The organism is Chelatococcus sp. GCM10030263 (assembly GCF_042666455.1).
In the GTDB taxonomy this organism is placed as follows: domain Bacteria; phylum Pseudomonadota; class Alphaproteobacteria; order Rhizobiales; family Beijerinckiaceae; genus Chelatococcus.
Genome location: NZ_JBHTDB010000008.1, coordinates 175,417 through 199,874, shown reverse-complemented (window position 1 = coordinate 199,874; position 24,458 = coordinate 175,417). Strand labels below are relative to the sequence as shown.

Annotated in this window: 23 protein-coding genes; 21 read left to right on the top strand and 2 right to left on the bottom strand. The window is 66.2% G+C overall.

The features are described 5' to 3' along the window. Nucleotides 1–76: 76 nt before the first annotated feature. From ACFQU1_RS18465 to hisE, 21 genes are all read left to right on the top strand, one after another. Complete coding sequence (locus ACFQU1_RS18465) at nt 77–544, top strand: Hcp family type VI secretion system effector (protein ID WP_378135346.1); 468 nt, start codon at nt 77–79, stop codon at nt 542–544. A gap of 153 nt (nt 545–697) precedes the next feature. Next, on the top strand, nt 698–2,569 hold the full coding sequence (locus ACFQU1_RS18460) for a type VI secretion system Vgr family protein (RefSeq protein ID WP_378135344.1): 1,872 nt from the start codon (nt 698–700) through the stop codon (nt 2,567–2,569). 59 nt (nt 2,570–2,628) lie between these two features. Then, a complete protein-coding gene (locus ACFQU1_RS18455) occupies nt 2,629–3,252 on the top strand; it encodes a DUF6931 family protein (protein ID WP_378135342.1) in 624 nt (207 codons plus the stop codon). Further along, nucleotides 3,249–4,349 (top strand): type VI secretion system protein TssA, encoded by a 1,101-nt coding sequence (gene tssA, locus ACFQU1_RS18450; RefSeq protein WP_378135340.1) that lies wholly within the window; start codon nt 3,249–3,251, stop codon nt 4,347–4,349. The genes ACFQU1_RS18455 and tssA overlap by 4 nt, the downstream gene beginning before the upstream one ends. Nucleotides 4,350–4,411: 62 nt before the next feature. Next, the gene (gene tssB, locus ACFQU1_RS18445; RefSeq protein ID WP_378135338.1) at nt 4,412–4,930 is read left to right on the top strand and encodes a type VI secretion system contractile sheath small subunit; all 519 of its coding nucleotides are present in this window, start codon (nt 4,412–4,414) and stop codon (nt 4,928–4,930) included. A 5-nt stretch (nt 4,931–4,935) separates the two neighbouring features. Continuing rightward, the gene (gene tssC / locus ACFQU1_RS18440) at nt 4,936–6,426 is read left to right on the top strand and encodes a type VI secretion system contractile sheath large subunit (protein ID WP_378135336.1); all 1,491 of its coding nucleotides are present in this window, start codon (nt 4,936–4,938) and stop codon (nt 6,424–6,426) included. Next, entirely contained in the window at nt 6,423–7,811 is a 1,389-nt protein-coding gene (tssC, locus tag ACFQU1_RS18435) for a type VI secretion system contractile sheath large subunit (protein WP_378135334.1), read from the top strand. The genes tssC (ACFQU1_RS18440) and tssC (ACFQU1_RS18435) overlap by 4 nt, the downstream gene beginning before the upstream one ends. 23 nt (nt 7,812–7,834) lie before the next feature. Then, the gene (gene tssE / locus ACFQU1_RS18430) at nt 7,835–8,317 is read left to right on the top strand and encodes a type VI secretion system baseplate subunit TssE (protein ID WP_378135332.1); all 483 of its coding nucleotides are present in this window, start codon (nt 7,835–7,837) and stop codon (nt 8,315–8,317) included. Continuing rightward, entirely contained in the window at nt 8,310–10,097 is a 1,788-nt protein-coding gene (gene tssF, locus ACFQU1_RS18425) for a type VI secretion system baseplate subunit TssF (protein ID WP_378135330.1), read from the top strand. The genes tssE and tssF overlap by 8 nt, the downstream gene beginning before the upstream one ends. Beyond that, complete coding sequence (tssG, locus tag ACFQU1_RS18420) at nt 10,094–11,131, top strand: type VI secretion system baseplate subunit TssG (RefSeq protein WP_378135327.1); 1,038 nt, start codon at nt 10,094–10,096, stop codon at nt 11,129–11,131. The genes tssF and tssG overlap by 4 nt, the downstream gene beginning before the upstream one ends. A gap of 65 nt (nt 11,132–11,196) precedes the next feature. Then, nucleotides 11,197–12,081 (top strand): type 1 glutamine amidotransferase, encoded by an 885-nt coding sequence (locus ACFQU1_RS18415; protein ID WP_378135325.1) that lies wholly within the window; start codon nt 11,197–11,199, stop codon nt 12,079–12,081. A 74-nt stretch (nt 12,082–12,155) separates the two neighbouring features. Beyond that, nucleotides 12,156–13,322, top strand: coding sequence for a glutamate 5-kinase (gene proB, locus ACFQU1_RS18410; RefSeq protein ID WP_378135323.1), 1,167 nt, complete (start codon nt 12,156–12,158; stop codon nt 13,320–13,322). Nucleotides 13,323–13,395: 73 nt separating this feature from the next. Next, nucleotides 13,396–13,704 (top strand): DUF1330 domain-containing protein, encoded by a 309-nt coding sequence (locus tag ACFQU1_RS18405; protein ID WP_378135512.1) that lies wholly within the window; start codon nt 13,396–13,398, stop codon nt 13,702–13,704. A gap of 172 nt (nt 13,705–13,876) precedes the next feature. Continuing rightward, nucleotides 13,877–15,130: a glutamate-5-semialdehyde dehydrogenase gene (locus tag ACFQU1_RS18400; RefSeq protein ID WP_378135510.1), complete on the top strand. Its 1,254-nt coding sequence runs from the start codon at nt 13,877–13,879 to the stop codon at nt 15,128–15,130. Then, nucleotides 15,127–15,753 (top strand): nicotinate-nucleotide adenylyltransferase, encoded by a 627-nt coding sequence (locus ACFQU1_RS18395; RefSeq protein ID WP_378135321.1) that lies wholly within the window; start codon nt 15,127–15,129, stop codon nt 15,751–15,753. Before ACFQU1_RS18400 ends, ACFQU1_RS18395 begins: the two co-directional genes overlap by 4 nt. A gap of 70 nt (nt 15,754–15,823) precedes the next feature. Continuing rightward, nucleotides 15,824–16,318 carry a ribosome silencing factor gene (rsfS, locus tag ACFQU1_RS18390; RefSeq protein ID WP_378135319.1) on the top strand — a complete coding sequence of 165 codons (495 nt, stop codon included), beginning with the start codon at nt 15,824–15,826 and terminating at the stop codon, nt 16,316–16,318. Nucleotides 16,319–16,322: 4 nt separating this feature from the next. Beyond that, nucleotides 16,323–16,802: a 23S rRNA (pseudouridine(1915)-N(3))-methyltransferase RlmH gene (gene rlmH, locus ACFQU1_RS18385; RefSeq protein WP_378135317.1), complete on the top strand. Its 480-nt coding sequence runs from the start codon at nt 16,323–16,325 to the stop codon at nt 16,800–16,802. A 22-nt stretch (nt 16,803–16,824) separates the two neighbouring features. Further along, the gene (locus ACFQU1_RS18380; RefSeq protein WP_378135315.1) at nt 16,825–18,213 is read left to right on the top strand and encodes a murein hydrolase activator EnvC family protein; all 1,389 of its coding nucleotides are present in this window, start codon (nt 16,825–16,827) and stop codon (nt 18,211–18,213) included. Next, entirely contained in the window at nt 18,213–19,565 is a 1,353-nt protein-coding gene (locus ACFQU1_RS18375) for a S41 family peptidase (protein WP_378135313.1), read from the top strand. Before ACFQU1_RS18380 ends, ACFQU1_RS18375 begins: the two co-directional genes overlap by 1 nt. A 158-nt stretch (nt 19,566–19,723) precedes the next feature. Next, entirely contained in the window at nt 19,724–20,284 is a 561-nt protein-coding gene (locus ACFQU1_RS18370; RefSeq protein ID WP_378135311.1) for an RNA pyrophosphohydrolase, read from the top strand. Nucleotides 20,285–20,401: 117 nt separating this feature from the next. Beyond that, nucleotides 20,402–20,875, top strand: a complete 474-nt coding sequence (hisE, locus tag ACFQU1_RS18365; protein WP_378135309.1) for a phosphoribosyl-ATP diphosphatase — start codon at nt 20,402–20,404, stop codon at nt 20,873–20,875. Nucleotides 20,876–20,966: 91 nt separating this feature from the next. On the opposite strand, the gene ACFQU1_RS18360 is transcribed toward hisE, so the two are convergent. After that, nucleotides 20,967–22,241 carry a surface polysaccharide polymerase gene (locus tag ACFQU1_RS18360; RefSeq protein WP_378135307.1) on the bottom strand — a complete coding sequence of 425 codons (1,275 nt, stop codon included), beginning with the start codon at nt 22,239–22,241 and terminating at the stop codon, nt 20,967–20,969. 30 nt (nt 22,242–22,271) lie between these two features. Then, nucleotides 22,272–24,407 (bottom strand): GumC family protein, encoded by a 2,136-nt coding sequence (locus tag ACFQU1_RS18355; RefSeq protein ID WP_378135305.1) that lies wholly within the window; start codon nt 24,405–24,407, stop codon nt 22,272–22,274. Between the last annotated feature and the right edge of the window lie 51 nt (nt 24,408–24,458).

The window sequence follows — 24,458 nt, the reverse complement described above, 5'->3', positions numbered from 1 at the left end:
TAAAATTGACTTGCGTGTTTCTGATGCGTGTAATTATATGACTTGGTCTCTTTAGCCTTTTTAGCGGAGATTTGCGATGGCAATATATCTAAAGCACCCAAAAATCCCCGGATCCGTAACTCACGCCTCCTATAAGGACTGGGTCGAGGTAAGTTCGGCGCGATGGGAGGTGGGGCGCTGCATCGCCAACCACGTCGGTAGCGCGAAGAACCGCGAGGCGAGCGAGCCGTGGGCTGGTGAGATAACTTTTCAGCGGACGGTGGATGTCTGCACACCGCGCATCCTTGAGCACGCGACCAAAGTCAAGGAAGCCTATGATGTCGAACTGGTCTGCGTGGCCTCGGGAAACAACGAATATCTTCGTCTGACGCTGCGCAATGCCATGTTGTCGTGTCAGCATGGCCAGTTGACCGGGCAAGGTGACGATCGCGAAGAATTCCATATCGCCTATACCAAGCTGGATATGAAATTCACCCCGCGTGACAAGGATAACAAGCCAGGAAGCCCAATCATTGGAAGTTTCGACCTCGAAGTGGCTGGCTGACCGCCTTCTGAGCTTCGGTGGTCTGTGACGGGGGCATCGCTGGTCCTGTCCTCAGCCGATCCGTCGGTGCGAGGCTCTAATCGAGACCGTAGCGCCAGCCTAGCGGCGCCGGTTTCGCGCGATGCTTCCATTCGATCTGCGAAGGGATCGTTGATGTCGATAACGCGACCATGGCTGCGGATGGAGGCTCCGCGCGAGGCGGGGGAACTCGTTCCCTTCGCCCTGCGCGGCGAAGAAGGCCTGTCGCGGCCGTTCTCCTTCGTCATCGATGCGCTGTCGCCGCATGCGCAGCCCGATCCAGCTTCGTTGTTGGGGCGGGACGTCAGCGTCTTCGTCACCAATCCCGCCGGAGCGGAACGGCCCTTCTGTGGCGTAGTGAGTGCCTTCAGCCTGGCTGCGCCGGCTGGGCGGGGCCTACGCGTCGTGCGCCTGACGCTGGTGCCGCGGCTCGCCCTGCTCGGCCGCTGTTACGACCAGCGCATTTTTCAGAACACGACCGTGCCCGATCTGGTGGTCGGCATCCTGAAAGAGGCAGGTATTTCCGATATTCACCAAAAGCTCTCGGAAAACTATTCGGAGCGAGCGTATTGCGTTCAATATGGTGAGTCGACGCTTGAATTTATCGAGCGTCTACTGGCCGAGGAGGGGATATTCTATTTCTTTCGCCATGGTAGCGGGCAGGCAGGCCTGACCCTTGCGGATAATGCCTCGGCCTTCGGCGATCTTCCGGAGGGAGAGGTCGCCTTCAACGTCAACGCTCCCGTCGGCGGTGCCATGGCCGCCTGGGGCATCGATTATGCGCTGCATACGGGGGTGTGGGACGTCGGTGGTTTCGACGAACTCGCGCCCAGCCGGCGCGTGGCGCAAGAAAAACGTACGGTCTCGTCGGTCAATGCCATGCGCGGGATCGCCCATTACGACTATACCGGGCTGCCGCTGCGTAATGGGGACGATGCAGCCTGGGCGCGCCGTCGGATCGAGGCGGAGGAAGCCACCTTCCAGATCGCGCGCGGGACGGGTCTGCACGCCGGCTTCGCCCCCGGCATCACTTTCAGCCTCGGTAGAGCGCCCGTCGGCAGCCAGGACAAGACGAAATGGCTGATCACCAGCGTGAGCCATGAGGCGCTGGATGCCGCCGCAGCGCCCGACGGCGGCGAGACGTTCTACCGCAACAGTTTCAGTGCCATGCCGAGCAGCGTGCCCTTTCGGCCGCTATGCAAGGCGCGGCCCAATGCGCCGGGGCTGCAGACGGCGACGGTCGTCGGTCCGCGTGGCGAGGACGTCTATTGCGACGAATACGGGCGCATAAAGCTGCAGTTCCATTGGGACCGGCAGGGAAAGCGCAATGAACACAGCTCCGGCTGGGTGAGGGTCGCCCAAAATGCAGCCGGCAGCCGGTGGGGGACGGTGTTCCTGCCTCGCGTCGGACAGGAGGTGGTCGTCGAATTCCTGCACGGCGATCCCGATCGTCCGCTCGTGACCGGCACCGTCTATAACGGCGACAACCGGCCGCCGTGGTCGCTGCCGGCGCAGAAGACACGGTCCGGCTTCATGTCGCGGACCACGCCGAATGGCGGTGCCGCCAATGCCAATATCCTGTCCTTCGAGGATAAGCAGGGGGCCGAGGAGGTGCTTCTGCGCGCCGAGCGGAATTCCCTGCGCGAGGTCGTTCACGACGACGTGGTGAAAGTCGGCCACGACCAGACGCTTACCGTCCAGAATGATCGCAAGCTCTCGATCGAGAAGGGCAGCGAGACGGTGACCATCGCCAAGGGCAACCGCGAGGTGGTGCTGCAGCAGGGCAAGCAGAGCGTGACAGCGCGCAGCATTACGCTCACGGCAAGCCAGAGCATCACCTTCACTTGCGGGGAGACCAGGGTCGAACTCACGCCGGCGGGGGCGACGATCAAGGCAATGTCGGTGGCCATCAACGGCGAGGTCAAGGTCGACATCGAGGGCGGCATGACGACGGTACGCGGCAAGGCCACCGCCGCCCTCAAGGGCGGCCTTGTCGAGATCAACTAGAGCGTGAGATTGCGATGCTCATGACGATTTCGCGGCCGAAGCATTCATCGCATGATCGCATGAATTTCGAACGCCTCGTCAAGATAGAGGAGTCGTCCGCGAAGGACATCGCGACGGTGGCAGACTTGTCTCGCGAGGCGCAGATGCTCCTGCGCGAGGGAGAGCAGGGGTCGGCGGCCTTTCTCGCCCGGCTCGTCGGCGGGAGCCTTTGGACGGACGCTATCCGCGTCTTCGCTTTTGCGCTGCCGCGGCGCGAAGGCGTGTGGTGGGCCTGCCTGTCTGCGCGCCGCATGCTCACACGCGCAGGCGCGGAGATGGATCGCGTCCCCAGCCTCGCCGCGATCGAGGCGGCGGAGACATGGGTGCGGCGTCCATGCGAGGACACGCGGCGGCCGGTCTTTGCGCTCGCAGAGGTGGCCGGCTTCGACACGCCGGCGGGTTATGCCGCCCTCGCCGCCTTCTGGACCGGCAATCTCTCCCGCCCGGATCTGCCGGAGATCGCGCCCGATCCCTCGCTTGCTCCGGTCGCGATCGGGGCGGCGGTGCTGCTGGCGGCGGTCGATGCGGAGCGGGGTCCTGATCCCGCTCTGTATCGGGCGGCGCTCGCCGAGGCGCTCGATATCGCGCGCGGCGGTGATGGGCGCGCGGTCGCGCCCCCCTCCGAGGCGAGAGCACCGTCATGACGACGCCGCCGACCATCGATCTCGACCTTCTGCTGCGCCCCATCCCCGGCGCATGCGCGGCCGGGGTGGATCTGCGGAGCGATGCCGCGCTCGCCGCCCTCTACCACGATTTGCGCGATGCCCGCGCGGCGGCGCGCGGGGCCGAGCGCCGCGCCATTCACGATGGCGACGACGGTGGCATCGCCCGATCATGGCGAACCGTTGCCGATCAGGCCTCGCTTGCGCTCGCCGAATACAGCAAGGATCTGGAGATCGCGGCATGGCTGACGGAGGCTCTGCTTCGGCTTCACGGTTTCGCCGGCCTGCGTGACGGCTTTCGCGTCATCGAGGGGCTGGTGCGGCACTATTGGGAGCCGCTCCACCCGCAGCCGGACGAGGATGGATTGTCGGCGCGGCTCGCGCCCATCGCCGGCCTCAATGGTGAGGGCGGGGAGGGCACGCTGATCGCGCCGATCCGCCTCGTGCCTCTGGTATCCGGTGATGCCGGCTCTTTTGCCTTCTGGCACTACGAGCGGGCCGCCAAGATGGAGCGGATCACGCCTGTGGCCCGGAAGGAGGCGGCTCTCGCCGAGGCCGGCTTCAGTCTGTCGACCATAGAGGCCTGCCTGCGCGCCATGCCGGCCGAGGTCGCCGCGTCGCTCTTTGCAGATGTGGCGGCGGCGCGCGAGGCGGTGGCAGCGGCCGCAGGGGCCTTGGATGAGGCAGCCGGTGCGGAAGCGCCGCCTGCCCGGCAGATCCTCGACATTCTCGACGAGGTGAAGGAAGCGCTGCGCGGTCTCGGCTTCGACCGCGGTGCAATCGCCGGCTCGCCGGCCGCGGATGAGACGGCGCCTGCGGATGGCGCGTCGGCCTCTTGGGACGGTCGGGGTGCGGGCTATGCCAGCCGCAACGAGGCCATTGCGGAGGTGCTGGCGATCGCCAGCTATCTGCGCCGCATCGAGCCGCATTCGCCGATTTCCTACACGCTCGAGGAGGCCGTCCGCCGGGCCAATCTGTCGCTCCTCGAGCTCTTGCCGGAACTCGTGCCCGACAGGGATGCGCGTCGCCAGTTTCTCACGGCTGCCGGCATCCATTTCGTGGAGAGCGACGAGGATTGAGCAGACGAGGCAGTGCAATGGGCGACGCAAGCAGTGCGTCGTCGTAGCGAAGGAGTTCGGGCGTGAGCGACAGCATTCATCAGAAATTGACGCGTGTGCGCAAGCCGCGCGTCCATATCACCTACGATGTCGAGCAGGACGGTGCCGTCCTCCAGAAGGAGCTTCCCTTTGTCGTCGGCGTGCTCGGCGACTATTCCGGCGATCCGACGACGCCATTGCCGCCGTTGCGCGAGCGCAAATTCGTGCAGATCGATCGCGACAACTTCAACGATGTCATGGGGCGTATGGGCCCGGGCCTGAAAATGAGGGTCGAGAACAAGATCGCCGATGACGGCAGCGAATTCCCCGTAGAGCTCGCCTTCACGACGATAGAGGACTTTGAGCCGGCTAACGTGGTTCAGCAGATCGAGCCGCTCCGGCGGCTTCTGGAGACGCGTGATCATCTGCGCGATCTGCTCAGCAAGATCGATCGCTCGGAGCAGCTCGAGACGCTCCTCGAAGAGATCTTGCAGAGCAGGGACAAGATCGCTGCGCTCTCGAAGGAGCTCGGGCTCGCCGGCGGCGATCAGGGGCAGGAGTAATAGGTATGACCGCGACCGAGACGCAGACGGATGTCGCTGCGGCGACCACCACCACCACACCGAGCCTGCTCGACCAAGCGATCGCCGCCACCAAGCAAACGGAGCCGGACAGAGTCGAGACGCTTCTGCGCACCCTCACCCAGGAGGCGATGCAGGGCGTCGTCACCTATGATCGCAATCTCGTCAAGACGATCAACCAGGCGGTCGCCGCCATCGACCAGCAACTCTCCCGGCAGCTGGCTGCGGTGATGCAGCATCCATCCTTCCAGAAACTGGAAGGATCCTGGCGCGGGCTCCATCACCTCGTCATGAATACCGAAACGGGCGTTAGCCTCAAGATCCGGGTGATGAACGTCACCAAGCGGGAATTGTACAAGAGCCTCACGACGGCGGTCGAATTCGACCAGAGCGTCGTCTTTCAAAAGATCTACGAAAGCGAGTTCGGCACGCCGGGCGGCGAACCTTACGCGGTCCTGATCGGCGACTACGAATTCAGCGCCGAGCCGGAGGATGTGGAAATCCTTTCCGGCATGGCGGGTGTCGCAGCGGCGGCTTTCGCGCCCTTCATCGCTGCCGCCGGGCCCAAGATGTTCGGCCTCGGCGATTTCACCGAGCTCTCCCGGCCGCGCGATCTCGCGAAGATCTTCGAGACGCAGGAATATATAAAACTCCGAGGCTTCCGCGAGAGCGAAGATGCCCGCTTCGTCACGCTGGTCATGCCGCGCGTGCTGGCGCGCCTGCCCTATGGCGCGAAGGGCAAGGCGATCGAGGCCTTCACCTTCGAAGAGGCGATCGCCGATGCGGAGGGGACGATGCGGCCGCTGCAGCATGGGCAGTTCACCTGGATGAACGCGGCCTATGTGCTCGGCACCCGGCTGACCGAGGCCTTCGCCCAATATGGCTGGTGCACGGCCATTCGCGGCGCGGAAGGCGGCGGCAAGGTGAAGGCCCTGCCGAGCTATGCCTTCATGAGCGACGACGGCGACCTCGATCAGCAATGCCCGACGGAGATCGGCATCACCGACCGGCGCGAGGCCGAACTCTCCGGCCTCGGCTTCCTGCCCCTCTGTCATTACAAGAACACCGATTATGCGGTGTTCTTCGGCGCTCAGACGGTGCAGAAGCCGCAGAAATACGACCGGCCGGACGCAACCGCCAATGCCGCCATATCGGCGCGCCTGCCCTATGTCATGGCCATGTCGCGTTTCGCCCATTTCCTCAAGGTGATGGCGCGCGACAAGATCGGCTCCTTCGCGGAGGCGAGTGACTGTGAGGACTGGCTCAACCGCTGGATCCTGAACTACGTCAATGCCAATCCCGATGCGGGCCAGCAGTCCAAGGCGCAATATCCTCTGGCCGAGGCCAATGTGGTGGTGCGCGAGGTGCCGGGCCAGCCGGGCGCCTATCATGCCATCGCCTGGCTCAGGCCCTGGCTGCAGATGGAGGAATTGACCACCTCCATGCGGCTCGTGGCGCGCATCCCGCAGATCGGATGAGCGCAGCCGCGGCCTGGGTCGAGACCGAGGAGGCGGGCGCCGTCGCGGCGCGCGCTTCCGCTCGCCTCAGCGTGGAGAAGCTCATTGCCCGGCTCGACCGGACGATCGGCGCGCAGCTCGATGCGATCCTGCATCACCCCCGGTTCCAGCAGCTGGAGGCGGGATGGCGCGGGCTCGCCTATCTCGCGGGGCATCTGCGGCGAACCGAGAAGGTCATCCTGCGGGTCCTGACGCTGACCTGGGGCGAGCTCGCGGCGGATCTCGGCCGCGCGCTCGAATTCGACCAGACGCAGCTCTTCAATCTGATCTATGCGCAGGAGTTCGATATGCCCGGCGGCGAACCCTATGGTTTGCTGCTGGCCGATTTTCCGGTCGGCCACCGCCGGCGCCCGGGCAGCGCGCTCGACGATGTGGATGTGGTCGCGGGGCTCGCCGCAGTCGCGACCGCTGCCTTCGCGCCGGTGATCCTGCCGGCAAAGCCGGAACTCGTCGGGCTCGACGATTTTGCGGAGCTCACCGCGACCATCGATCTCGACGCGGTTTTTCGCGATGCCGATCATCGGCGCTGGCAGAACTTTCGCCGCAGTGACGAGGCGCGCTTCGTCGGGGTGATCGCGCCGCGTGTGCTGATGCGCGCGCCCTACAGGGATGACGGCGCTCAACGCTACGGCTTTCGCTATCGCGAAACCATCGCGAACGGCCGCGGCTATCTCTGGGGAAGCGGCCTTTATGTCTTCGGCACGGTAGTGGCGCGGGTCTTTGCTCGCCACGGCTGGCTCGCCGAGATTTGCGGCATCGGGGAGGCTGACGACCCCCGCGGGCTGGTCGACGATCTGCCGACGCCGCCCTTCGGTCTGGGCAGCTCCGGCGTTTTGGTTCGGCAGCCGGTGGAGATCAACCTCTCCGACGATCTGGCGCAGCGCCTCGGCGCACTCGGCATCATCGTCCTGCAGCCCTCGGCCTTCACGCCGTGGCTTGCCCTGTTCGACTGCCCGTCGCTGCAGGTTGCAGCCGCCTGGTCGACGTCCGGCGCGAGGGCCAATGCGGCGCTTGGCACGATGCTGCCCTACATGCTCTGCGTCAGCCGCTTCGCCCATTACGTCAAGGTGATCGCCCGCGACCGCATCGGCAGCTTCACCACGCTCACAGAGTTCGAGGCCTTTCTCGCCGGCTGGCTGCAGTCCTATTCGATCAGCAATGAGGACGTGAGCCCGGCGCAGAAGGCGCGTTATCCGCTGCGCGAGAGCAGGGTGAGCTTGAGCGAGGTACCGGGGCGGCCGGGAGCGCTCGCCTGTGTCATCCATCTCCGGCCTCATCTTCGCTTCCAGCAAGTCGTGGCGGGCTTCGATCTCTACACGGAACTCGCCAGCCCGAATGGCCTGTGAATGCGACCCCGAATGGCCCGTCCATGACAGGCGATCCTGATTGCGCCGGGTTCGAGCGGCCGCTCGTCGAGCGCCTGTGCGGCGAGGAGGAACAGCCGGCGCAAGGCGAGGCTCGCGGCTTTGCCCGCATGCGGGACGCCTTGCGCGCCGAGCTCGAACTCATTCTCAACACGCGCCGGCCCTGCCTTGCCCTGCCGCAGGGCGCGCCGGAGCTGGCGCGGTCGCTCATCGCCTTCGGCTTGCCGGATCTCGCCGGCGAGGCGCTGGTGGGCGAGACCGACGCCGAGCATTTTCGCGCCACGGTCGAGGAGGCCATTCGCCTTTTCGCGCCCTCACTAGGCGCGCTCAAGGTCGAGCTGGCGGGGCCCACGCAGTCCGGCGGCTCCCTCAGCCTGAGGATCAGCGCCATGCTCGTCATCGGCGCCGCGCGGCGCCCGCTCGCCTTCGAATCCGCGCTCGTGCCGGGCGCGCGGCGGTTTCACCTGACGGATGGCGGCGATGACTGACGATTTTCTCTTTTACTACAACGAGGAACTCGCGCATCTGCGCCACCGGGGCGCTGAATTCGCCGCCGAGCATCCGAAGGTCGCAAGCCGGTTGCGGCTCAGTCCCGATGCGATCGAGGATCCCTTCGTCGGGCGACTTATGGAGGGTTTTGCCTTCCTCACCGCGCGCCTGCGGCAAAAGCTCGACGATGACCTGCCGGAATTGACGGAGACGGTGCTCGATCTTCTCTATCCGCACCTGCTGGCCCCCGTCCCCTCGACCGCTATCCTGAGCTTTTCACCGCGCCCGGACCTCGCCGAACCCTATCAGCTCAAGGCCGGGACAGAGATCGACAGCGAGGCGATCGAGGGTGAGCGATGCCGCTTCCGCAGCATCTATCCGGTCACGCTCGCGCCGCTGATCATTGGTGCAGCGCATCTCGGCAGCCGGGCGATGACCGATCCCGTGCCGCAGGCCCTCGCCGGCGCGCGCGGCCTGCTTCATCTGTCGCTCGCGCGTCCGCCGGGCGCCGCGGAGGCGCCCTGGCCGGATCGGCTGCGTTTTTTCCTGCGCGGGCCGGCGCAGCAGGCGCATCGCCTCTATGAGATGCTGCTCAACGACGCCGTTGCCGTCGCCTTCCGCCCCAAGGACGGGGATGGGACGCCAGTCGATCCGATCAAGATCGCGGGCGCGGACTGCATCACGCCGGTCGGCTTCGGGGCCGACGAAGGACTTCTGCCCTATCCGCGCGGGACGCTCCTCGGCTATCGCCTGCTCTGCGAATATTTCGCCTGTCCCGACAAGTTCATGTTCGTGGACATCGCCCTGCCGCCGGGTCTTGCCGGCAGAGGGCTCGATCTTGCCGTTCATCTCAGCCGATGGCCGGCGGATCTCGAACGTCATGTTTCGGCCGATAGCTTTGCGCTCGGCTGCACGCCCGTCGTCAATCTCTTTCCGCGCACCGCCGAGCCGCTTCTCCTCGACCATGGTGCGGGCACCTATCGCGTCGTCGCGGATGCCCGCCGGCCCGAGGCCTTCGAGATCTATCGCGTCCTCGACGTGCGGGCGACCCGGAGCGACGGCACCATGCGCCGATTCAGGCCCTTCTTTACCGGAGAGCCTGGCGAAGGCTTCTGGCGGGCGGCGCGGCGACCCGCCCCGCGCGGGGAGGCGAGCGAAGTCTATCTCACGCTCGCCGATCCAGGCGGGCGCCCGTCAGAGCTCGCAGGCGCCGTTCTCGGCATGGATTGCCTGTGCTTCAACAGGAACTTGCCGGCGCAACTGCCCTTCGGCGGCGGCCGGCCGGACTTCACCTTGGCCGAGGGGCAGCCGGTCAGGGCGATCACCTGCCTCACGCCGCCGAGCCCGGTCTTGCGGCGGGGTGGAAGCCCAGGGGGCCAGTGGCGGCTCATGTCGCATCTCGCCCTCAACCATCTCTCCTTGTCCGATGAGCCGGACGCTGTGGCGGTGCTCCGTGAGATCCTCGCCCTGCACGATCTGCGCGTCTCGGCCGAGACGCTCGCCGCCATCGAGGGGCTCGTCGCGCTCACCGTCGTGCCCGGCGTTGCGCGCGTACCGGGGCCCCATGCCGGCGCCTTCTGCCGCGGGCTCGATGTCACCCTGCGTTTCGACGAACAGCGCTTCTCCGGAGCCGGGCCGTTCCTTCTGGCCAGTGTGCTCGATCGCTTCCTCGGCCTCTACTGCTCGGTCAATTCCTTCACCCGGACATCCCTGGCAACCAGCAGCGGCGAGATCGTCAAGAGATGGCCGGCGCGGGCCGGCGACCGGGTTCTGCTGTGACGTCGGACGAACATTCCCGCGAGGAGCATGCGGCGGAAGCCGCGGTCGTCAAAGCCCTTGCCGCCTTCCGCGCCTGCGGCATCGCGCAGGCCGACGTCTACACCTCGCTGCGTTTTCTCGAGGCCGAGATCGCGGCCGGGGGTGCCGAGCACCCGCTCGATGCCCTTCGCCTCGGTGGCGCGACGAGCCTCGCTTTCCCCGCCACGGAAATCGCTGCCGCCGGCCTGCGGCCGGATGGCCGCATCGTCCTGACCGTGACAGTCATGGGTCTGACCGGGGCGCTGGGCGTGCTTCCCGTCCCCTATACGGAGCTGCTGCAGCGCCTTGTGCGCGGCAAGGATCTCGCGCTGCGCGATTTTCTCGACCTGTTCAACGGGCGCCTGATCGAGCTGCTTTATGGTGTCCATGCCAAATATCGGCTGGCGCTCACCTATCGACGCAAGAGGCGCGATGGCCGGACGAAGAGCGCCGAGGCGATCACCGCGGTGCTGCTGGCGCTTCTCGGCCTCGGCATGGATGGGCTGCGCGATCGGATGGGCTTTCTCGACGAGCGGCTCCTGCCGCTTACCGCCATCCTGGCGCGGCGGGTGCGGGCAGCACCGGACATTGCGCAGGTGCTCACCGCCATTACGGGCTGGCCGGTGAAAGTCGAGCAGTTTCACGGGTGCTGGCTCGCGCTGGCGCAAGACGAGCAGAGCCGGCTGACGGCCGGTAGCGGCGGCCATGCACGGCTCGGGATCGACTTCGTGGCCGGTGCGCGTGTCTTCGATGTCGCCGGCAGCGTCGTTCTCCATGTCGGACCGCTCGGCTATGGGGATTTCATGGCGCTCGTATCCGGTGGCGCGAATGCGCGCGCGCTCACGGAACTCGCGCGCTTTTGCCTCGGGCCGGAGATCGTCTTCCTCATCCGGGCGATGCTCCGCGCCGACGAGGTGCCGCCTTTGCGGCTCGGCGATGCCCGGCTCGGCTGGGATACATGGCTCGGCCAGCCTGCCGGGGTCGCCGCCGTGGTCTTTCCCGCTTCGTTGTTTTGAGCCTGGGCATTTTCGCCGGCGGCGAATCCGCCCATATGATGGCGAAGGGAACGATGGACAGGATCATGACCGACCAATCGCCTTCCAGGGTGCCGCGCCTTCTCATCGCCGAAGGCAATACAACCGAGGCGCGCTCGCGCCGTGTGGCGCTCGCCGGCGCGAGCTATAGCGAAGGCTATGCCGATGTGTTGCGTGGCCTGATGCCGGGCGTGATCGTCGATATCTGCTATCCCGCCGATGCCGGCGCAAATCTGCCCGATGCCGCGGGGCTCGCCGGCTATGACGGCGTTGCCATCACCGGCTCGGCGCTCAATGTCTATAATGGCGGGCCGGACGTGATGCGGCAGATCGACTTCGCCCGCGCCGTCTTCGCCTCGGGCGTGCCCTTCTTCGGTTCCTGCTGGGGCCTGCAGGTCGCGACGGCCGCGGCGGGCGGCAGCGTGCGGCGCTCGCCGAAGGGTCGCGAAATGGGCCTTGCCCGCAAGATCCATGTCACGGAGGCCGGTCGGGGCCATCCGCTTCATGCCGGCAAAGGGCCCGTCTTCGACGCGCCGGCGATCCACACCGACGAAGTCGAGGCGCGGCCGGCCGGCATGACGGTGACGGCGACCAACACCTTCTCGGAAGTGCAGGCGGCCGAGATTCGCCACGACGGCGGCACCTTCTGGGGCGTGCAGTACCATCCCGAGTTCACGCTCGCCGATATCGCCATCATCGTCGCGAGCCGCACCGAGACGCTCGTTCGGGAAGGGCTCTTCAAGGAGGCTGCGGAGATCGACGCCTATGTGGCGGACTTGAAGGCACTCGCCGCCGATCCCGGCCGCGCCGACATTGCCTGGCGGCTCGGCTTCGATGCCGATGTGCTCGACCCCGAGCGGCGGACGATGGAGCTCAGGAACTGGCTCACCGCCATGGTCGAGCCTGCCATGAGCGCACGCGGACGGGGTTGACGGTCTAGGGTCTTCCTTCCCGCCCATTGTCTTCGCCCGGCAGCTTGCTCTATGCAGGGGCGAGGCTCAGATCCATGACATCCATTTCGCTTCCCTCGCTCGCCGATTTCCGCCGCATCGTCGTCAAGGTCGGCTCGTCGCTTCTCGTCGACAGCGGCGCGCCGAAAACCGGCAGCCGGCTGCGCCACGCCTGGCTTGCGGCGCTCGCCGAGGACATCGCCGAGCTGCATGCGCGCGGCGCGGATGTGCTCGTCGTCTCCTCCGGCGCCATCGCGCTCGGGCGTAACGTGCTCGGCTTCGCTCCCGGGGCTTTGAAGCTCGAGGAAAGCCAGGCCGCCGCTGCCGTCGGGCAGATCGCGCTCGCCCGCAACTGGGCCGAGGCGCTGTCCCACCACGGCATCATAGCGGGGCAGATCCTGGTCACGCTCGCCGACACGGAAGAGCGCCGGCGCTATCTCAATGCGCGCGCGACGACCGCCAAGCTTCTCGAAATGCGGGCCGTGCCGGTGATCAACGAGAACGACACGGTGGCGACGACCGAGATCCGCTACGGCGACAACGACCGGCTCGCTGCCCGGATCGCCACCCTCGCCGAGGCCGACCTCCTCGTCCTTCTCTCGGACGTCGATGGCCTCTATACGGCGCCGCCCGCCAAGGATCCGTCCGCCAAGCCCATTGCCGTGATCGAGGCGATCACGCCCGAGATCGAGGCGATGGCCGGCGGCGCGGCCTCGGAGTTGTCGCGCGGCGGCATGCGCACCAAGATCGAGGCGGGTAAGATCGCGACGGCCGCCGGCAGCCATATGGTGATCGCCGACGGGCGCGTGAAAAACCCCCTCAAGGCCATTGCCCAGGGGGCGCGCTGCACCTGGTTCCTGACGCCGTCGAACCCGGTGACGGCGCGCAAGAAATGGATCGCCGGGACGCTGGAGCCGCGCGGCACCATCTATATCGATGCGGGCGCCGTGCGTGCGCTGCGTGCCGGCGCGAGCCTGCTGCCAGCCGGGATGCAGCGCCTCGAAGGCTCCTTCCGGCGCGGCGATGCCGTCGTCATCCGCGACGAGGCTGGTCACGAGATCGGCCGCGGCCTCGTCGGCTATGACGCCGAGGAGGCGCAGCGCATCGCGGGCCAGTCGAGCCGCGCCATCGAGGCGATCCTCGGCCACAGCGGCCGCGCCGCCGTTATCCATCGCGACGACTTGGCCCTCGTCGGCGGGGAGAGTGGGCCGGCCGCGAAATAGGAGGCTCGACCGGCAGCACTTGCACGCCCGGATCGGCCGCCGCACAATTGCCGGTAGCGAGTGGAGAATGGCGATGGCCAAAGGCTATTGGATGGTCTCGGTCGATGTTACGGACCCTGAGGCCTATAAAGGCTATGTGGCGGCCAATGCGGTGGCGTTCCGCAAATATGGTGCGCGTTTTCTCGTGCGCGGGGGCCCGGCTGAGAGGGTCGAAGGCAGTCTGCGCGCCCGGCTCGTGGTGATCGAGTTCCAGGACTACGCCACTGCGCTCGCCTGTTACCGCTCGCCGGAATATCAGCAGGCGCTCGCGTTGCGCCGCGATGCTTCGATAGCCGATCTGGTGATCGTCGAAGGCTATGACGGGCCGCAACCGACCGATTGACCTGGCCGTGGTCGGTCGATGCCATGGCTTGACCGGAGCCGGCAATGGCTTAGGTATGAGCGCGATTTCTGGAGATTGAGCGATGGGCAAGGTGGTGAGCTTGGTCGAGGCGGGTGGCACGCAGAAAGCGAGCCCGAAGCCGGCGCCGGCTGCCGGCCTGAAGACGGCGGAAATGGCCGCCACCATGGCGGCCGTCGGCCGCAAGGCGCGCGCCGCGGCGCGGACGCTCGCGCTCACCCCCGCTCCCCTCAAGGCCGCGGCGCTGGACAAAGCCGCCGATGCCATTCTGGCGGCGACCCCGGCGATTCTCGCCGCCAATGCGGCCGATATGGAAGAGGCGCGGGCGAACGGCCAGACGCCGGCCTTTCTCGACCGCTTGCAGCTGAACGAAGCGCGGGTCGCAGGGATCGCCGAGGCGGTGCGCAGCGTCGCCCAGCTGCCGGATCCGGTCGGGCGCGTGCTCGCCCGCTTCGAGCGGCCGAACGGTTTGCTGATCGAGCGCGTGGCGACGCCGCTCGGCGTCATCGGCGTCATTTTCGAGAGCCGGCCGAATGTCACGGCGGATGCGGCGGCGCTCTGCCTCAAGGCCGGCAATGCTGCGATCTTGCGCGCAGGCTCCGACAGCTTCCGTTCAGCGAGCGCCATCGCGGCGGCCTTCACCGAAGGGCTCGTCGCGGCGGGACTGCCGGCCGACAGCGTCCAGCTCGTACCGACCAAGGACAGGGCGGCCGTCGGCCTGATGCTCGGAGGGCTTGATGGGGCGATCGACGTGATCGTGCCGCGCGGCGGCAAAAGCCTCGTGGCGCGCGTGCAGAAGGAAGCGCGGGTGCCCGTCTTCGCGCATCTCGAAGGGCTCTGTCACATCTTCGTGCACGAAGCGGCCGATCTCGCCATGGCCAAGTCGATCGTGCTCAATGCCAAGATGCGCCGCACCGGCGTCTGCGGCGCGGTCGAGACGCTGCTCGTCGACAAGGCGTGCGTCGCGAGCCATCTGGCGCCGCTCGTGACCATGTTGATCGAGGCCGGTTGCGAGGTCCGCGGCGACGGAGCGACCCAGGCGATCGATCCGCGCGTCAAGCCGGCGAGCGAGGAGGACTGGCGGACCGAATATCTCGAGGCGATCATCTCCGTGCGCGTCGTGGACGGTCTGGACGCGGCGCTCGACCATATCGCCACCTATAGCTCGCACCACACCGACGCGATCATTACCGCGGACGAGGCCTCGGCGGCGCGCTTCCTGGCCGAAGTCGATTCGGCCATCGTGCTGCACAATGCCTCGACGCAATTCGCCGATGGCGGCGAATTCGGCTTCGGGGCGGAAATCGGCATCGCCACCGGGCGCATGCATGCGCGCGGCCCGGTTGGGGTGGAACAGCTCACTTCGTTCAACTACCGCATTCACGGCCGCGGACAGACGCGGCCTTGATCACAAGGCGCGTGGCGGGATTGCCGGTTCTGCCCCGGCACGGGGCAGGGCTCGCCATCGGGCTTTTTGGCGGCTCGTTCAACCCGGCCCATGCGGGCCACCGCCTGGCGAGCCTGATCGCCATGCGCCAGCTCGGGCTCGACCGCGTCTGGTGGATCGTGACGCCCGGCAATCCGCTCAAGAACAATACCGGGCTGCCGTCGCTTGCAACGCGGATGGCGCAGGCGAGGGCCGTCGCGCGGCATCCGCGCATCGACGTCACCGGTTTCGAGGCCGAGATTGGCACCCGCTACAGCTACGATACGGTCGCCTACCTCAAACGGCGCTGCCCGGACACACGCTTCGTGTGGATCATGGGCGCCGATAACCTGCGTAGCTTCCATCGCTGGCAGCAGTGGCGCCGGCTGGCGAATCTCACGCCATTCGCCGTCATCGACCGGCCGGGCTCGACCTGGACCGCGAGCCGGGCGCCTGCCGCCATCGCGCTCGCCGGGGCGCGGCTGCGCGACGGCGAGGCGCTTGGTCTGGCGCGCCGCACCCCGCCGGCCTGGATCTTCCTCTACGGTCCGCGATCGCCGCTCTCGTCGACCGCATTGAGAGCCCAAGGCGGGGTTCTCGCCTGACTTTCTCCCGCTTCGACATTGAAGATGACGGCGACCGCCGCTATCTTAATGGTGTGACGCTGAGGGCGTCATGTTAAGCGAGGAACTGGCACTGAATCCTTTGCCTATGCTCGAAGCTGGCAATGCGCCGCTTCACCCGGCAGCCGGCGGGACAGCCGAAGCTCCCGGGAATGGGTTTGGCGGTAATGCGCTTGTGCTTGCCCGCCATTGTCTCGAGGACATGAAAGCCGAGGACACGGTCGCAATCGACCTTGCCGGCAAGACCTCGATCGCCGACGCCATGATCGTGACCTCCGGCCGCTCGCACCGCCATGTCGGCGCGATCGCGGAACGCGTGGTCGCGGCTCTCAAGGAAGCGGGCCATGGCCCGCTGCGCGTCGAGGGTCTTTCGGCCTGCGACTGGGTGCTCATCGACGCCGGCGACCTGATCATTCACGTGTTCAGGCCTGAGGTGCGGGGCTTCTACAATCTGGAGAAGATGTGGGGCTCCGACCGGCCGACCGAGCAACGCGGCGATCAAGAGCTTGCCAACGATCGGCCAGTAAACGCCCGGGTGCACGGCTGAGCTCATGCGTCTGGCCGTGGTTGCGATCGGCCGGCTGAAGGCCGGGCCCGAGCGCATCCTGGTCGAGCGTTATCTGGAACGATCCGCGCCGTTGGCGCGGACACTTGGCTTCGGCGTGCTCGATCACATCGAGATCGGTGAGAGCCGCGCCAAACGACCTGCCGAGCGAAAGGCTGAGGAGGCTGCCGCCATCGCGGCCCGTTGCCGCGATGGGGCCGTTGTCGCCTTCGACGAGCGCGGGGCCTCGCTGACCAGCACCGCCTTCGCGGATCGCTGCGCTGCCTGGCGCGACCAGGGCATCGGCGCGGTTTATTTCGTTATCGGCGGGGCGGACGGTCTCGATCCGGCGATCCGCGAGCGTGCGGATCTCGTGCTGTCCTTCGGCGCAGCGACCCTTCCTCATCAACTCGTGCGCATTCTCGTGGTCGAGCAGCTCTATCGCAGCATGACAATGCTAACCGGTCATCCCTATCATCGCGCATAACCGATTCGTTTTCCTGGCCAGCATGCCATTGTCAGTCCCGTCGTCGTCCGTTTCGCGTGCGTTGAGCGTCGTCCTTGCCGTGGCGGGCTTGGCGCTGGCGCCGCACGCCGCCTTGGCACAAGGCGCGGGGCCAGGAGAAGCGGGCCAGGGACAGGCAAGTCCGGCCCCAACCGCCCCGGCCGATCCGGCGCAGCAGGCGGTGCAGGACAAGGCCAAGCGCGAGGAAGAGCTTCGTGCCATCGAGAGCGAGATGAAGTCGCGCGCCGAGGCGCAGCAGAAACTTCAGCAAGAAATTGATTCGCTCAGGGCCGACCGGTCGAAACTCAACGCTGCCCTCATCGAGACGAATGAGCGAACCAGCGCCGCTGAGACGCGGGTGAGCCAGATCGAGCAGCGGCTGTCGGTTTTGAACGGCAGCGAACAGGCAATCCGCCGTTCGCTGGAGAGCCGGCGCGGGGTGATCGTCGAAGTGCTGGCCGCGCTCCAGCGCATGGGGCGGCGCCCGCCGCCAGCCGTGCTCGTGCACCCGGACGACATGTTGGAGGCGATACGCAGCTCCATCCTGCTCGGCGCGGTCGTGCCGGAACTCAAGGCCGAGACCGAGGCGCTCGCCTCCGACCTCGCCGAACTCGTGCGCCTGCGGGATCAGATTGCGCATGATCGCGAAGCTTTGAAGACCGATCTCACGACGCTCGCCAGCGAGCGGGCGCGCCTCTCGGCCCTGGTGGATGCCCGCCAGCAGCAGCTCGGCGAGGTGCAGCGGTCGGCCGAGGACGAGGCGGCCCGCGTCGCCGGGCTCGCCTCCAAGGCACAAACCCTCAAGGATTTGATCGACGGGATGGAGCGCGATATCGCCTCCGCCCGCAAAGCCGCCGAGGCGGCGCGCGAGGCCGCAAAGAGCCAAAACAGCGGGCAAATCGCCGCCGGCGGGCCGTTTCAGGACCCTGCGCGGTTGACCCCGAAAGTCGCTTTCAAGGATGCCCGCGGCCTTCTGCCGCTGCCGGTCAGCGGGTCCACGCTGCGTAAATTCGGGGCTTCAGACGGGTTTGGCGGAACGACCAAGGGCATCTCCTTCGCGACGCGATCCGGGGCCACCGTGGCATCCCCCGCCGACGGCTGGGTGGCTTTCGCCGGACCGTTTCGATCCTTCGGTCAACTCTTGATCATCAATGCCGGGGACGGGTACTATATCTTGCTCGCCGGCATGGAGCGGATCAACGTCACGCTCGGACAGTTCGTCTTGGCTGGAGAGCCCGTCGCCGTCATGGGGGAAACCGCGGCGCCGCTTTCGACGGCGTTCGTCGGAGGAACGAACGGTCCAGTTCTCTATGTCGAGTTCCGTAAGGACGGTGGATCGATCGATCCGAGCCCGTGGTGGGCAAAATCGCAAGGCGAGAAGGTTCGCGGATGATGCGTAAAGTTACTCTCGTGATGGTTGGTGCACTGATCGGCGCGAGTGCGGCCGTGGTCGCCACACAATCGCCGTTGCTGACAAGCACGAGTGCGATAGCCGCGTCTGCGGAGACCTATCGGCAGCTCACGCTGTTCGGCGACGTCTTCGAAAAGATCAGAACGGATTACGTCGACAAGCCCGACGAGACCAAGGTGGTCGAGGCGGCTATCAACGGCATGCTGACCTCGCTCGATCCTCACTCGAGCTACATGGACGCCAAGAACTATCGCGATATGCAGGTGCAGACTCGCGGCGAGTTCGGTGGCCTCGGCATCGAGGTGACCATGGAAGACGGCGTCATCAAGGTGGTGAGCCCGATCGACGAGACGCCTGCAGCGCGCGCCGGCATCCAGGCGAACGATCTCATCACCCAGATCGACGGCGAACAGGTTCAGGGGCTCACCCTCAACCAGGCCGTCGACAAGATGCGCGGGCCGGTGAAGACCGACGTCAAGCTCAAGGTGGTGCGTTCCGGGCAGAAGGAGCCGCTCGACATCACGCTGACGCGCGACGTCATCCGCATCAAGTCCGTGCGGTCGCGCGAGGAAGGCGGAGACATCGGCTATCTGCGCGTCACGCAGTTCAACGAGCAGACGTTCGACAATCTGAAGGCCGCCATCGACAAGATCGAAAGCGACATTCCGAAAGAGAAGCTGAAGGGCTTCGTGCTCGACCTGCGCAATAATCCGGGTGGCCTGCTCGATCAGGCGATCCTCGTGTCCGACGCTTTCCTCAATCGCGGGGAGATCGTTTCGACGCGTGGGCGCAATGCCGACGAAACGCAGCGCTTCAACGCCAAGGCCGGCGACCTGATCAACGGCAAGCCAGTCGTGGTGCTGCTGAACGGCGGTTCGGCCTCGGCATCGGAGATCGTGGCCGGCGCCCTGCAGGATCACAAGCGCGCGACCCTGCTCGGCACTCGCTCCTTCGGCAAAGGCTCCGTCCAGACGATCATTCCGCTCGGCTCGAACGGGGCGCTGCGGCTGACCACGGCGCGCTACTACACGCCGTCGGGACGGTCGATCCAGGCCCGCGGCATCGATCCGGATATCGAGATCATTCCGGATGTGCCGCCCGAGTTGAAGGGCAAGGACGAGACCGAGGGCGAGGCCGGCCTGCGCGGCCACCTCAAGAATGGCGAGACCGAACGTCCGGCGTCCTCCGGCTATTTCCCGACGGATCCGGCCAAGGACAACCAGCTGCACGCGGCACTCGACTTCCTGCGCGGTACGCCGAACCCGGCCCTGCAGGCAAAGAAGGCCGAGGTGGTGCTGCCGAAGGCCGACGCCGGCACGCCGGCCAAGAACTGATATCGGCCGGTCCGCCGCCGGCGGGCCGTCTATGGATAGGACTACACGGCCTCTCCGCAGTGAAGTTGCGGGGAGGCCGTTGCCTTTCAATCTCTCTCCACGAGACCGAGGCTAGCGGCACGACCCGCCGGCAGCGTCTCCAGGCATCGAGAAGTTCTATGGCCAAAGAGAAGAAGAACCGATCGCCCGCCGATCATGGGCGCGGCTTCAAGGACCCGACGGGCTTGCCCTATCGCCCTTGCGTCGGCGTCATGCTCCTCAATGCGCGGGGCGAGGTTTTTCTGGGCCGCCGAGCGGCTGAGAACGATCCGGAACAGGTGACCGGACCCTTTGCCTGGCAGATGCCCCAGGGCGGCATCGACGAGGGCGAGGAGCCGTTTGAAGCCGCCTGCCGGGAGCTCTACGAGGAGACGAATGTGCGCTCCGTCGAACTGCTCGCGGAAGCGCCCGAATGGTTCAACTACGACCTGCCGCCCGAACTCGTGGGCATCGCCTGGAAAGGGCGCTTTCGCGGTCAGACGCAGAAGTGGTTCGCGCTTCGCTTTACCGGCGACGAGGACGAGATCGAGATCCACCGTCCGGCTGGCGGTACACATAAACCGGAATTCGATGCATGGCGGTGGGAGGCCATGGAACGCCTGCCCGACTTGGTCGTTCCATTCAAGCGACCGGTGTATCAGCAGGTCGTCGCGACATTTGCGAAGCTCGCGGTGCGCTAGTTTTCGTCCGATCCTGTAAACGGCCTGTCGATCTGTCAGTGCCACTATCGGGTGGCTGGGTCGAAGACGAAGCGCTCCGCGGCTTCGTTGCGATCGTCCCTTATCCTGGAGCTCCCGATGGCAATTAGCCGCAAATTGGTCTCGTTAGCCGCAAAACGGCAGAAGGGCGCCAAATGCGCGGCTTCGGGCTGCGAATCCGTGTATGATATCGCAGTTTTGGATCGGAAAATGATGAATTCAGATGTCATGCCGCTATCGGCCAGCGGTGAAGACTGTATCGAACGCCTCCATGTCGCCGTGCTTGCCATCAAGAGCAGCGGCCAGGGCGCGCCGCGAACGGTCAAGCTTGCGCGCGAGGGCGTCGCGAAGATGGCCAAGAAATTGGTGGAGGAGGCGGCCGAGGTTGGTCTGGATGCCGTCCAGGGCGATCGCACGCAAGTGATCTACGAAAGTGCGGACCTTCTCTACCACCTGACCGTGCTGTGGGCCGAGGCCGGCATCGCGCCGGGAGACGTCTGGGCCGAAATGGAACGGCGCGAGAGGCTCTACGGCATCGCCGAGAAGATCGCCAAATCCCCCAATCAGGCCTAGGCCGCTTTTCGTCTGCGCCGGTCGCCTCGAAAACCGAGGCTGACGGGTCCGATCGCTCAGGCCGACCGCATATCCATGCCCGAAAGCTGCCCTATCGAAGAGCCGCCCGTCCCATGGACGGCGAGCGGCCGCCGAAGCGTTGTGCCGCGGCAGTCAGAGCCGGTTGGCCGCAGATGCCGGCGAGGAACCAGGCGAGCGCTGCCGTCTTGATCGTGCACAGCGACACGCTGATGCACAGGAGCAGAATGACGTAGAAGGCGATGAACAGCGTGAAGCGCCGCGGCTGACCGTCCGGCACGGGCAGGAAGACGAAGACTGCCCAGAGCGCCGCGAAGCCGACGATTCCGAGCTGGGCCATGACATAGGCATAGCCGGAGTCGTTGTAGTCGGTCGTCGTCCAGACGAGGCCGAAGACCTGCTGCGCATCCAGCGTGCCGATCATCTGGCCGGCGAGAAGGAAGCGGCCCCAGATGGTGTTGTCCCAGGCCACATTGCCCTTCATCGTCGTGTAGCTGACGATGGCGATGATGGCGAGAAAGGGCGCGACATAGATCATCGCCGGACGCACGAAGGGCGCCACGCAATAGAGCCCGAGCGTGATGATGCAGATATACATGCCGAAGCGCGCATCGCCCAAGACGAGGATCGTCATGATCGCCAGCGTCTTGGCGATGAAGACCGACGGTCGCTTCAGGTCGCGGCTGAGCACCCAGGCAAAGGTGATCGCGCCGAAATTGCCCATCGACACGGGTTCGAGAAAAACGGACGAAACCCGGTGTTCGCCGAGGAAGGGCAGGAGGGTGCGCCCGTCGAAACGCGTGCCGCTGATGAAGAGGCCGGAACCGTGGCCGGCCGATGCCGCATCCACCGTGCCCCGCGACACGTAATAGCCGAGCACGTCGAAAAACTTCAGGAAGGTGTCGAGAAACGCCCACTCGAAGAGTGAAACGGCGAGCACGATGACCACCGACCAGGTGACCACCCGGTCTCCCAGCTCCAAAGTGCCGCGCTTGCGCCCGAGGGTGTAGAAAACCACCGGGATCAGAAGATCGCGCAGGATCTTGGGATCGGCGACGCCACGCACCAGCATGAGCGCGCCGAGATAGGAGACGATGCCGAGCAGGACCGCGTACATGGCGGGGCTGCGGTCGGCAACGAGCAGGAAGGTGCAGCCGAGCAGCAGCACTTCCGCCAGCATGACCAGGCTTGTACCGACATGCATCGCGGTCGTGTTGACGAAGCACAGGGCGAAATTGAAGGTGAGCGCGGCGATCAGCACCGGCATTACCAGCCGCTGGCGGATATCAGCCCGGGCCGGAGTAGCCGTCCAGCCCTGGGCGGCATTGGCCGTGAATGCGAGCGTCATGCCGGTTCTCCCTGTGCTTCTCGGAGGCGCTTACGCTTCGACCACGACGACGCCGACGGCGCGCGGCCTGAGCATGCGGACGGTCGCCAGGGTCTCGTTCAGGGCCCTGCGATGGGTCGCACCCTCTTCCACGAGCACGATCACCATATCGGCCGAGGCCACGAAGCGATGCACCGACAGGTCGTCCTGCGGCCGCGCCGCGTCGATGAGAACGACGCTCGGCGCGTCACTATCGCCAACGCCGGCAATGGCGTCGTCGAGTTCCGTACGCTGAGATCGCGCCATCTGTCCGCTGGCATTGGCCGGCACCGGCAGGACGCGAAGGCTCGCGCCGTTCGGCAGTGGCGTCACGACGTTCTCCGCCGTTCCGCCGCCGTTCGTGACGAGCGTCGAGAGCTGCCGGCTACGGGCGTCGCCGTCGACCAGCAGCGTGCGCTCGCCATCCTGGGTGAAGGTGACCGCGAGATCGATGGCGACCTTGGACCGGACCTCACTGCCGTCAGGCGCGATGATCACGATGGTCCGCGTGTCGGAGAGCGGCAGCAGGCTTTCGAGGGCAAAGGCCAACTGCCCGAGAAGGAACGGCTTCGTCACGGGGATCCGTTCGATGGCTTTCACGGTCGAGGTGCTGCGGTCCGATCCCCGGAAGTTGAAGCGGCTCGGCGGGGAGGTCCGCCAGGCGGCCGGAATGCTGGCGAGAAGCGGCAGCCCAGTCGCTGTTGCGATCTGCCGAAGATCGCGGAAGCGGTCGTCGACCTGGTCAAGCGCCCAGGCGAGCGAGGTGCCGAGCCCGGCGCCGAGCAGCAGCCCGGCGGCGATCACCAGGATCGGCGAGGGATTGGTGCGGGTGCGCGGCAGGAGGGCCCTGGTGATGATGCGCGCATTGCTCGAATCGACGCTCTGCTGCTCGCTCAACTCCTTGGTGCGCTGCAGGAATGTCTCGTAGACGGCCCGCGTCGAATCCGCCTCGCGCTCCAGTTCGCGCAGGCTGACGGAGGCTTCGTTCGTGGTCAGCACGTTGCTCTTGAGCGCCGCGACCCGCTTCTCCAGATCCTGGGCGGTTGCCTTGGCGCGCTCGAGATTGCCGGCCGTGCCCGTCGCGATGCGGGCGATCTCCGCGCGGATGAGCGAGCGGACCTGATCCGCCTGAGCCCTCAAGGCCTTCATCGCCGGATGCTGCGGAAGAAGCGACTGGCCGAGCTGGGCCTCCTGCCGCTTCAGTGCGGCATATTGGTCCTTCAGGGCGTTGATGGTGTTGGCCTGGAGGGTTTCCGGGAAGACGCCCATGTCGAGGCCACGGGCCTGCACTTCGCGGATCTGGTCCACGCGAGACTGCAGGTCGCCGACCTGCGCCCTGGCCGCCATGAGCTGGGAATTCAGCTCGCGCAGCTCCTGCTCGTCGGCACGACCGCCGTCGATGCCGATGATCCGATGTTCCTTCTTGTACTCCTCGACGCGCGCCTCCGCCGACTTCACGCTGTTGCGCAGCTCCGAGAGGCGCGCCGCCAGCGCGTCGCTCGCCCGGCGTGTCGCATCGGCACGGACGCGTGCTTCTTCGGCGATATAGACCTGGGCGATCGTATTGGCGACGAACTGGGAGGTCTCCGGGTCTTCTGTCGTGACCCCGATGTCGATGACGAAGGAGCGGTCATCGCGATGTGTGGTGATGCTCTTCTGGAGCGTTGCGAGCGCCGTGGCGAAGGGATCGGCGGGCTCGGCGCCCAGGCCGACGAGGCCCATCAGGCGCGTGCGCAGCCCAGGCGGCCGCGCGCCGAAAAGCGGATTGGTCTCCAGCTCCGCTTTGTCGATCACCTTCTCGAGCACGCTGCGCGACTGAATGATCTCCCGCTGGCTCTCCGCCTGGACGAGATCCGTATCGCCTGTGCCGCTCCGGGTGATGTCATTGTCGATGATCTTGAGGCCGCGCGGATCGACCAGGATCTGCGTCGATGCCGTATAGCGGGATGGGCTCAAGGCGACAAAGCCGAGCGCCAGCGCCAAGGTGGCCAGGGTGGTCGCGCCGATCAGGGGCAGCCTGCGCCGCAGACCCTGAACGATCGCCCAAGGATCGAAGCTCGCAACGGCCTCGCCGAGCACAGGCTCGTTGGCGGCGTTGACCACGCGGATATGTCCCGGCGCTTCGAAGCGTGTACTCATCACAGTCATGATCGGCCCTCTCAGGCTCCACTGGAGCATTGCCGCCGTTCGCTTGAACCT

Bases quoted from the DNA above. Each gene is read 5' to 3' on its own strand.
- ACFQU1_RS18465 (WP_378135346.1), top strand. From the start codon at position 77: ATGGCAATATATCTAAAGCACCCAAAAATCCCCGGATCCGTAACTCAC.
- ACFQU1_RS18460 (WP_378135344.1), top strand. From the start codon at position 698: ATGTCGATAACGCGACCATGGCTGCGGATGGAGGCTCCGCGCGAGGCG.
- ACFQU1_RS18455 (WP_378135342.1), top strand. From the start codon at position 2,629: ATGAATTTCGAACGCCTCGTCAAGATAGAGGAGTCGTCCGCGAAGGAC.
- tssA (WP_378135340.1), top strand. From the start codon at position 3,249: ATGACGACGCCGCCGACCATCGATCTCGACCTTCTGCTGCGCCCCATC.
- tssC (WP_378135336.1), top strand. From the start codon at position 4,936: ATGACCGCGACCGAGACGCAGACGGATGTCGCTGCGGCGACCACCACC.
- tssC (WP_378135334.1), top strand. From the start codon at position 6,423: ATGAGCGCAGCCGCGGCCTGGGTCGAGACCGAGGAGGCGGGCGCCGTC.
- tssE (WP_378135332.1), top strand. From the start codon at position 7,835: ATGACAGGCGATCCTGATTGCGCCGGGTTCGAGCGGCCGCTCGTCGAG.
- tssF (WP_378135330.1), top strand. From the start codon at position 8,310: ATGACTGACGATTTTCTCTTTTACTACAACGAGGAACTCGCGCATCTG.
- ACFQU1_RS18415 (WP_378135325.1), top strand. From the start codon at position 11,197: ATGACCGACCAATCGCCTTCCAGGGTGCCGCGCCTTCTCATCGCCGAA.
- proB (WP_378135323.1), top strand. From the start codon at position 12,156: ATGACATCCATTTCGCTTCCCTCGCTCGCCGATTTCCGCCGCATCGTC.
- ACFQU1_RS18405 (WP_378135512.1), top strand. From the start codon at position 13,396: ATGGCCAAAGGCTATTGGATGGTCTCGGTCGATGTTACGGACCCTGAG.
- ACFQU1_RS18400 (WP_378135510.1), top strand. From the start codon at position 13,877: ATGGCCGCCACCATGGCGGCCGTCGGCCGCAAGGCGCGCGCCGCGGCG.
- rsfS (WP_378135319.1), top strand. From the start codon at position 15,824: ATGTTAAGCGAGGAACTGGCACTGAATCCTTTGCCTATGCTCGAAGCT.
- rlmH (WP_378135317.1), top strand. From the start codon at position 16,323: ATGCGTCTGGCCGTGGTTGCGATCGGCCGGCTGAAGGCCGGGCCCGAG.
- ACFQU1_RS18380 (WP_378135315.1), top strand. From the start codon at position 16,825: ATGCCATTGTCAGTCCCGTCGTCGTCCGTTTCGCGTGCGTTGAGCGTC.
- ACFQU1_RS18375 (WP_378135313.1), top strand. From the start codon at position 18,213: ATGCGTAAAGTTACTCTCGTGATGGTTGGTGCACTGATCGGCGCGAGT.
- ACFQU1_RS18370 (WP_378135311.1), top strand. From the start codon at position 19,724: ATGGCCAAAGAGAAGAAGAACCGATCGCCCGCCGATCATGGGCGCGGC.
- hisE (WP_378135309.1), top strand. From the start codon at position 20,402: ATGGCAATTAGCCGCAAATTGGTCTCGTTAGCCGCAAAACGGCAGAAG.
- ACFQU1_RS18360 (WP_378135307.1), bottom strand. From the start codon at position 22,241: ATGACGCTCGCATTCACGGCCAATGCCGCCCAGGGCTGGACGGCTACT.
- ACFQU1_RS18355 (WP_378135305.1), bottom strand. From the start codon at position 24,407: ATGACTGTGATGAGTACACGCTTCGAAGCGCCGGGACATATCCGCGTG.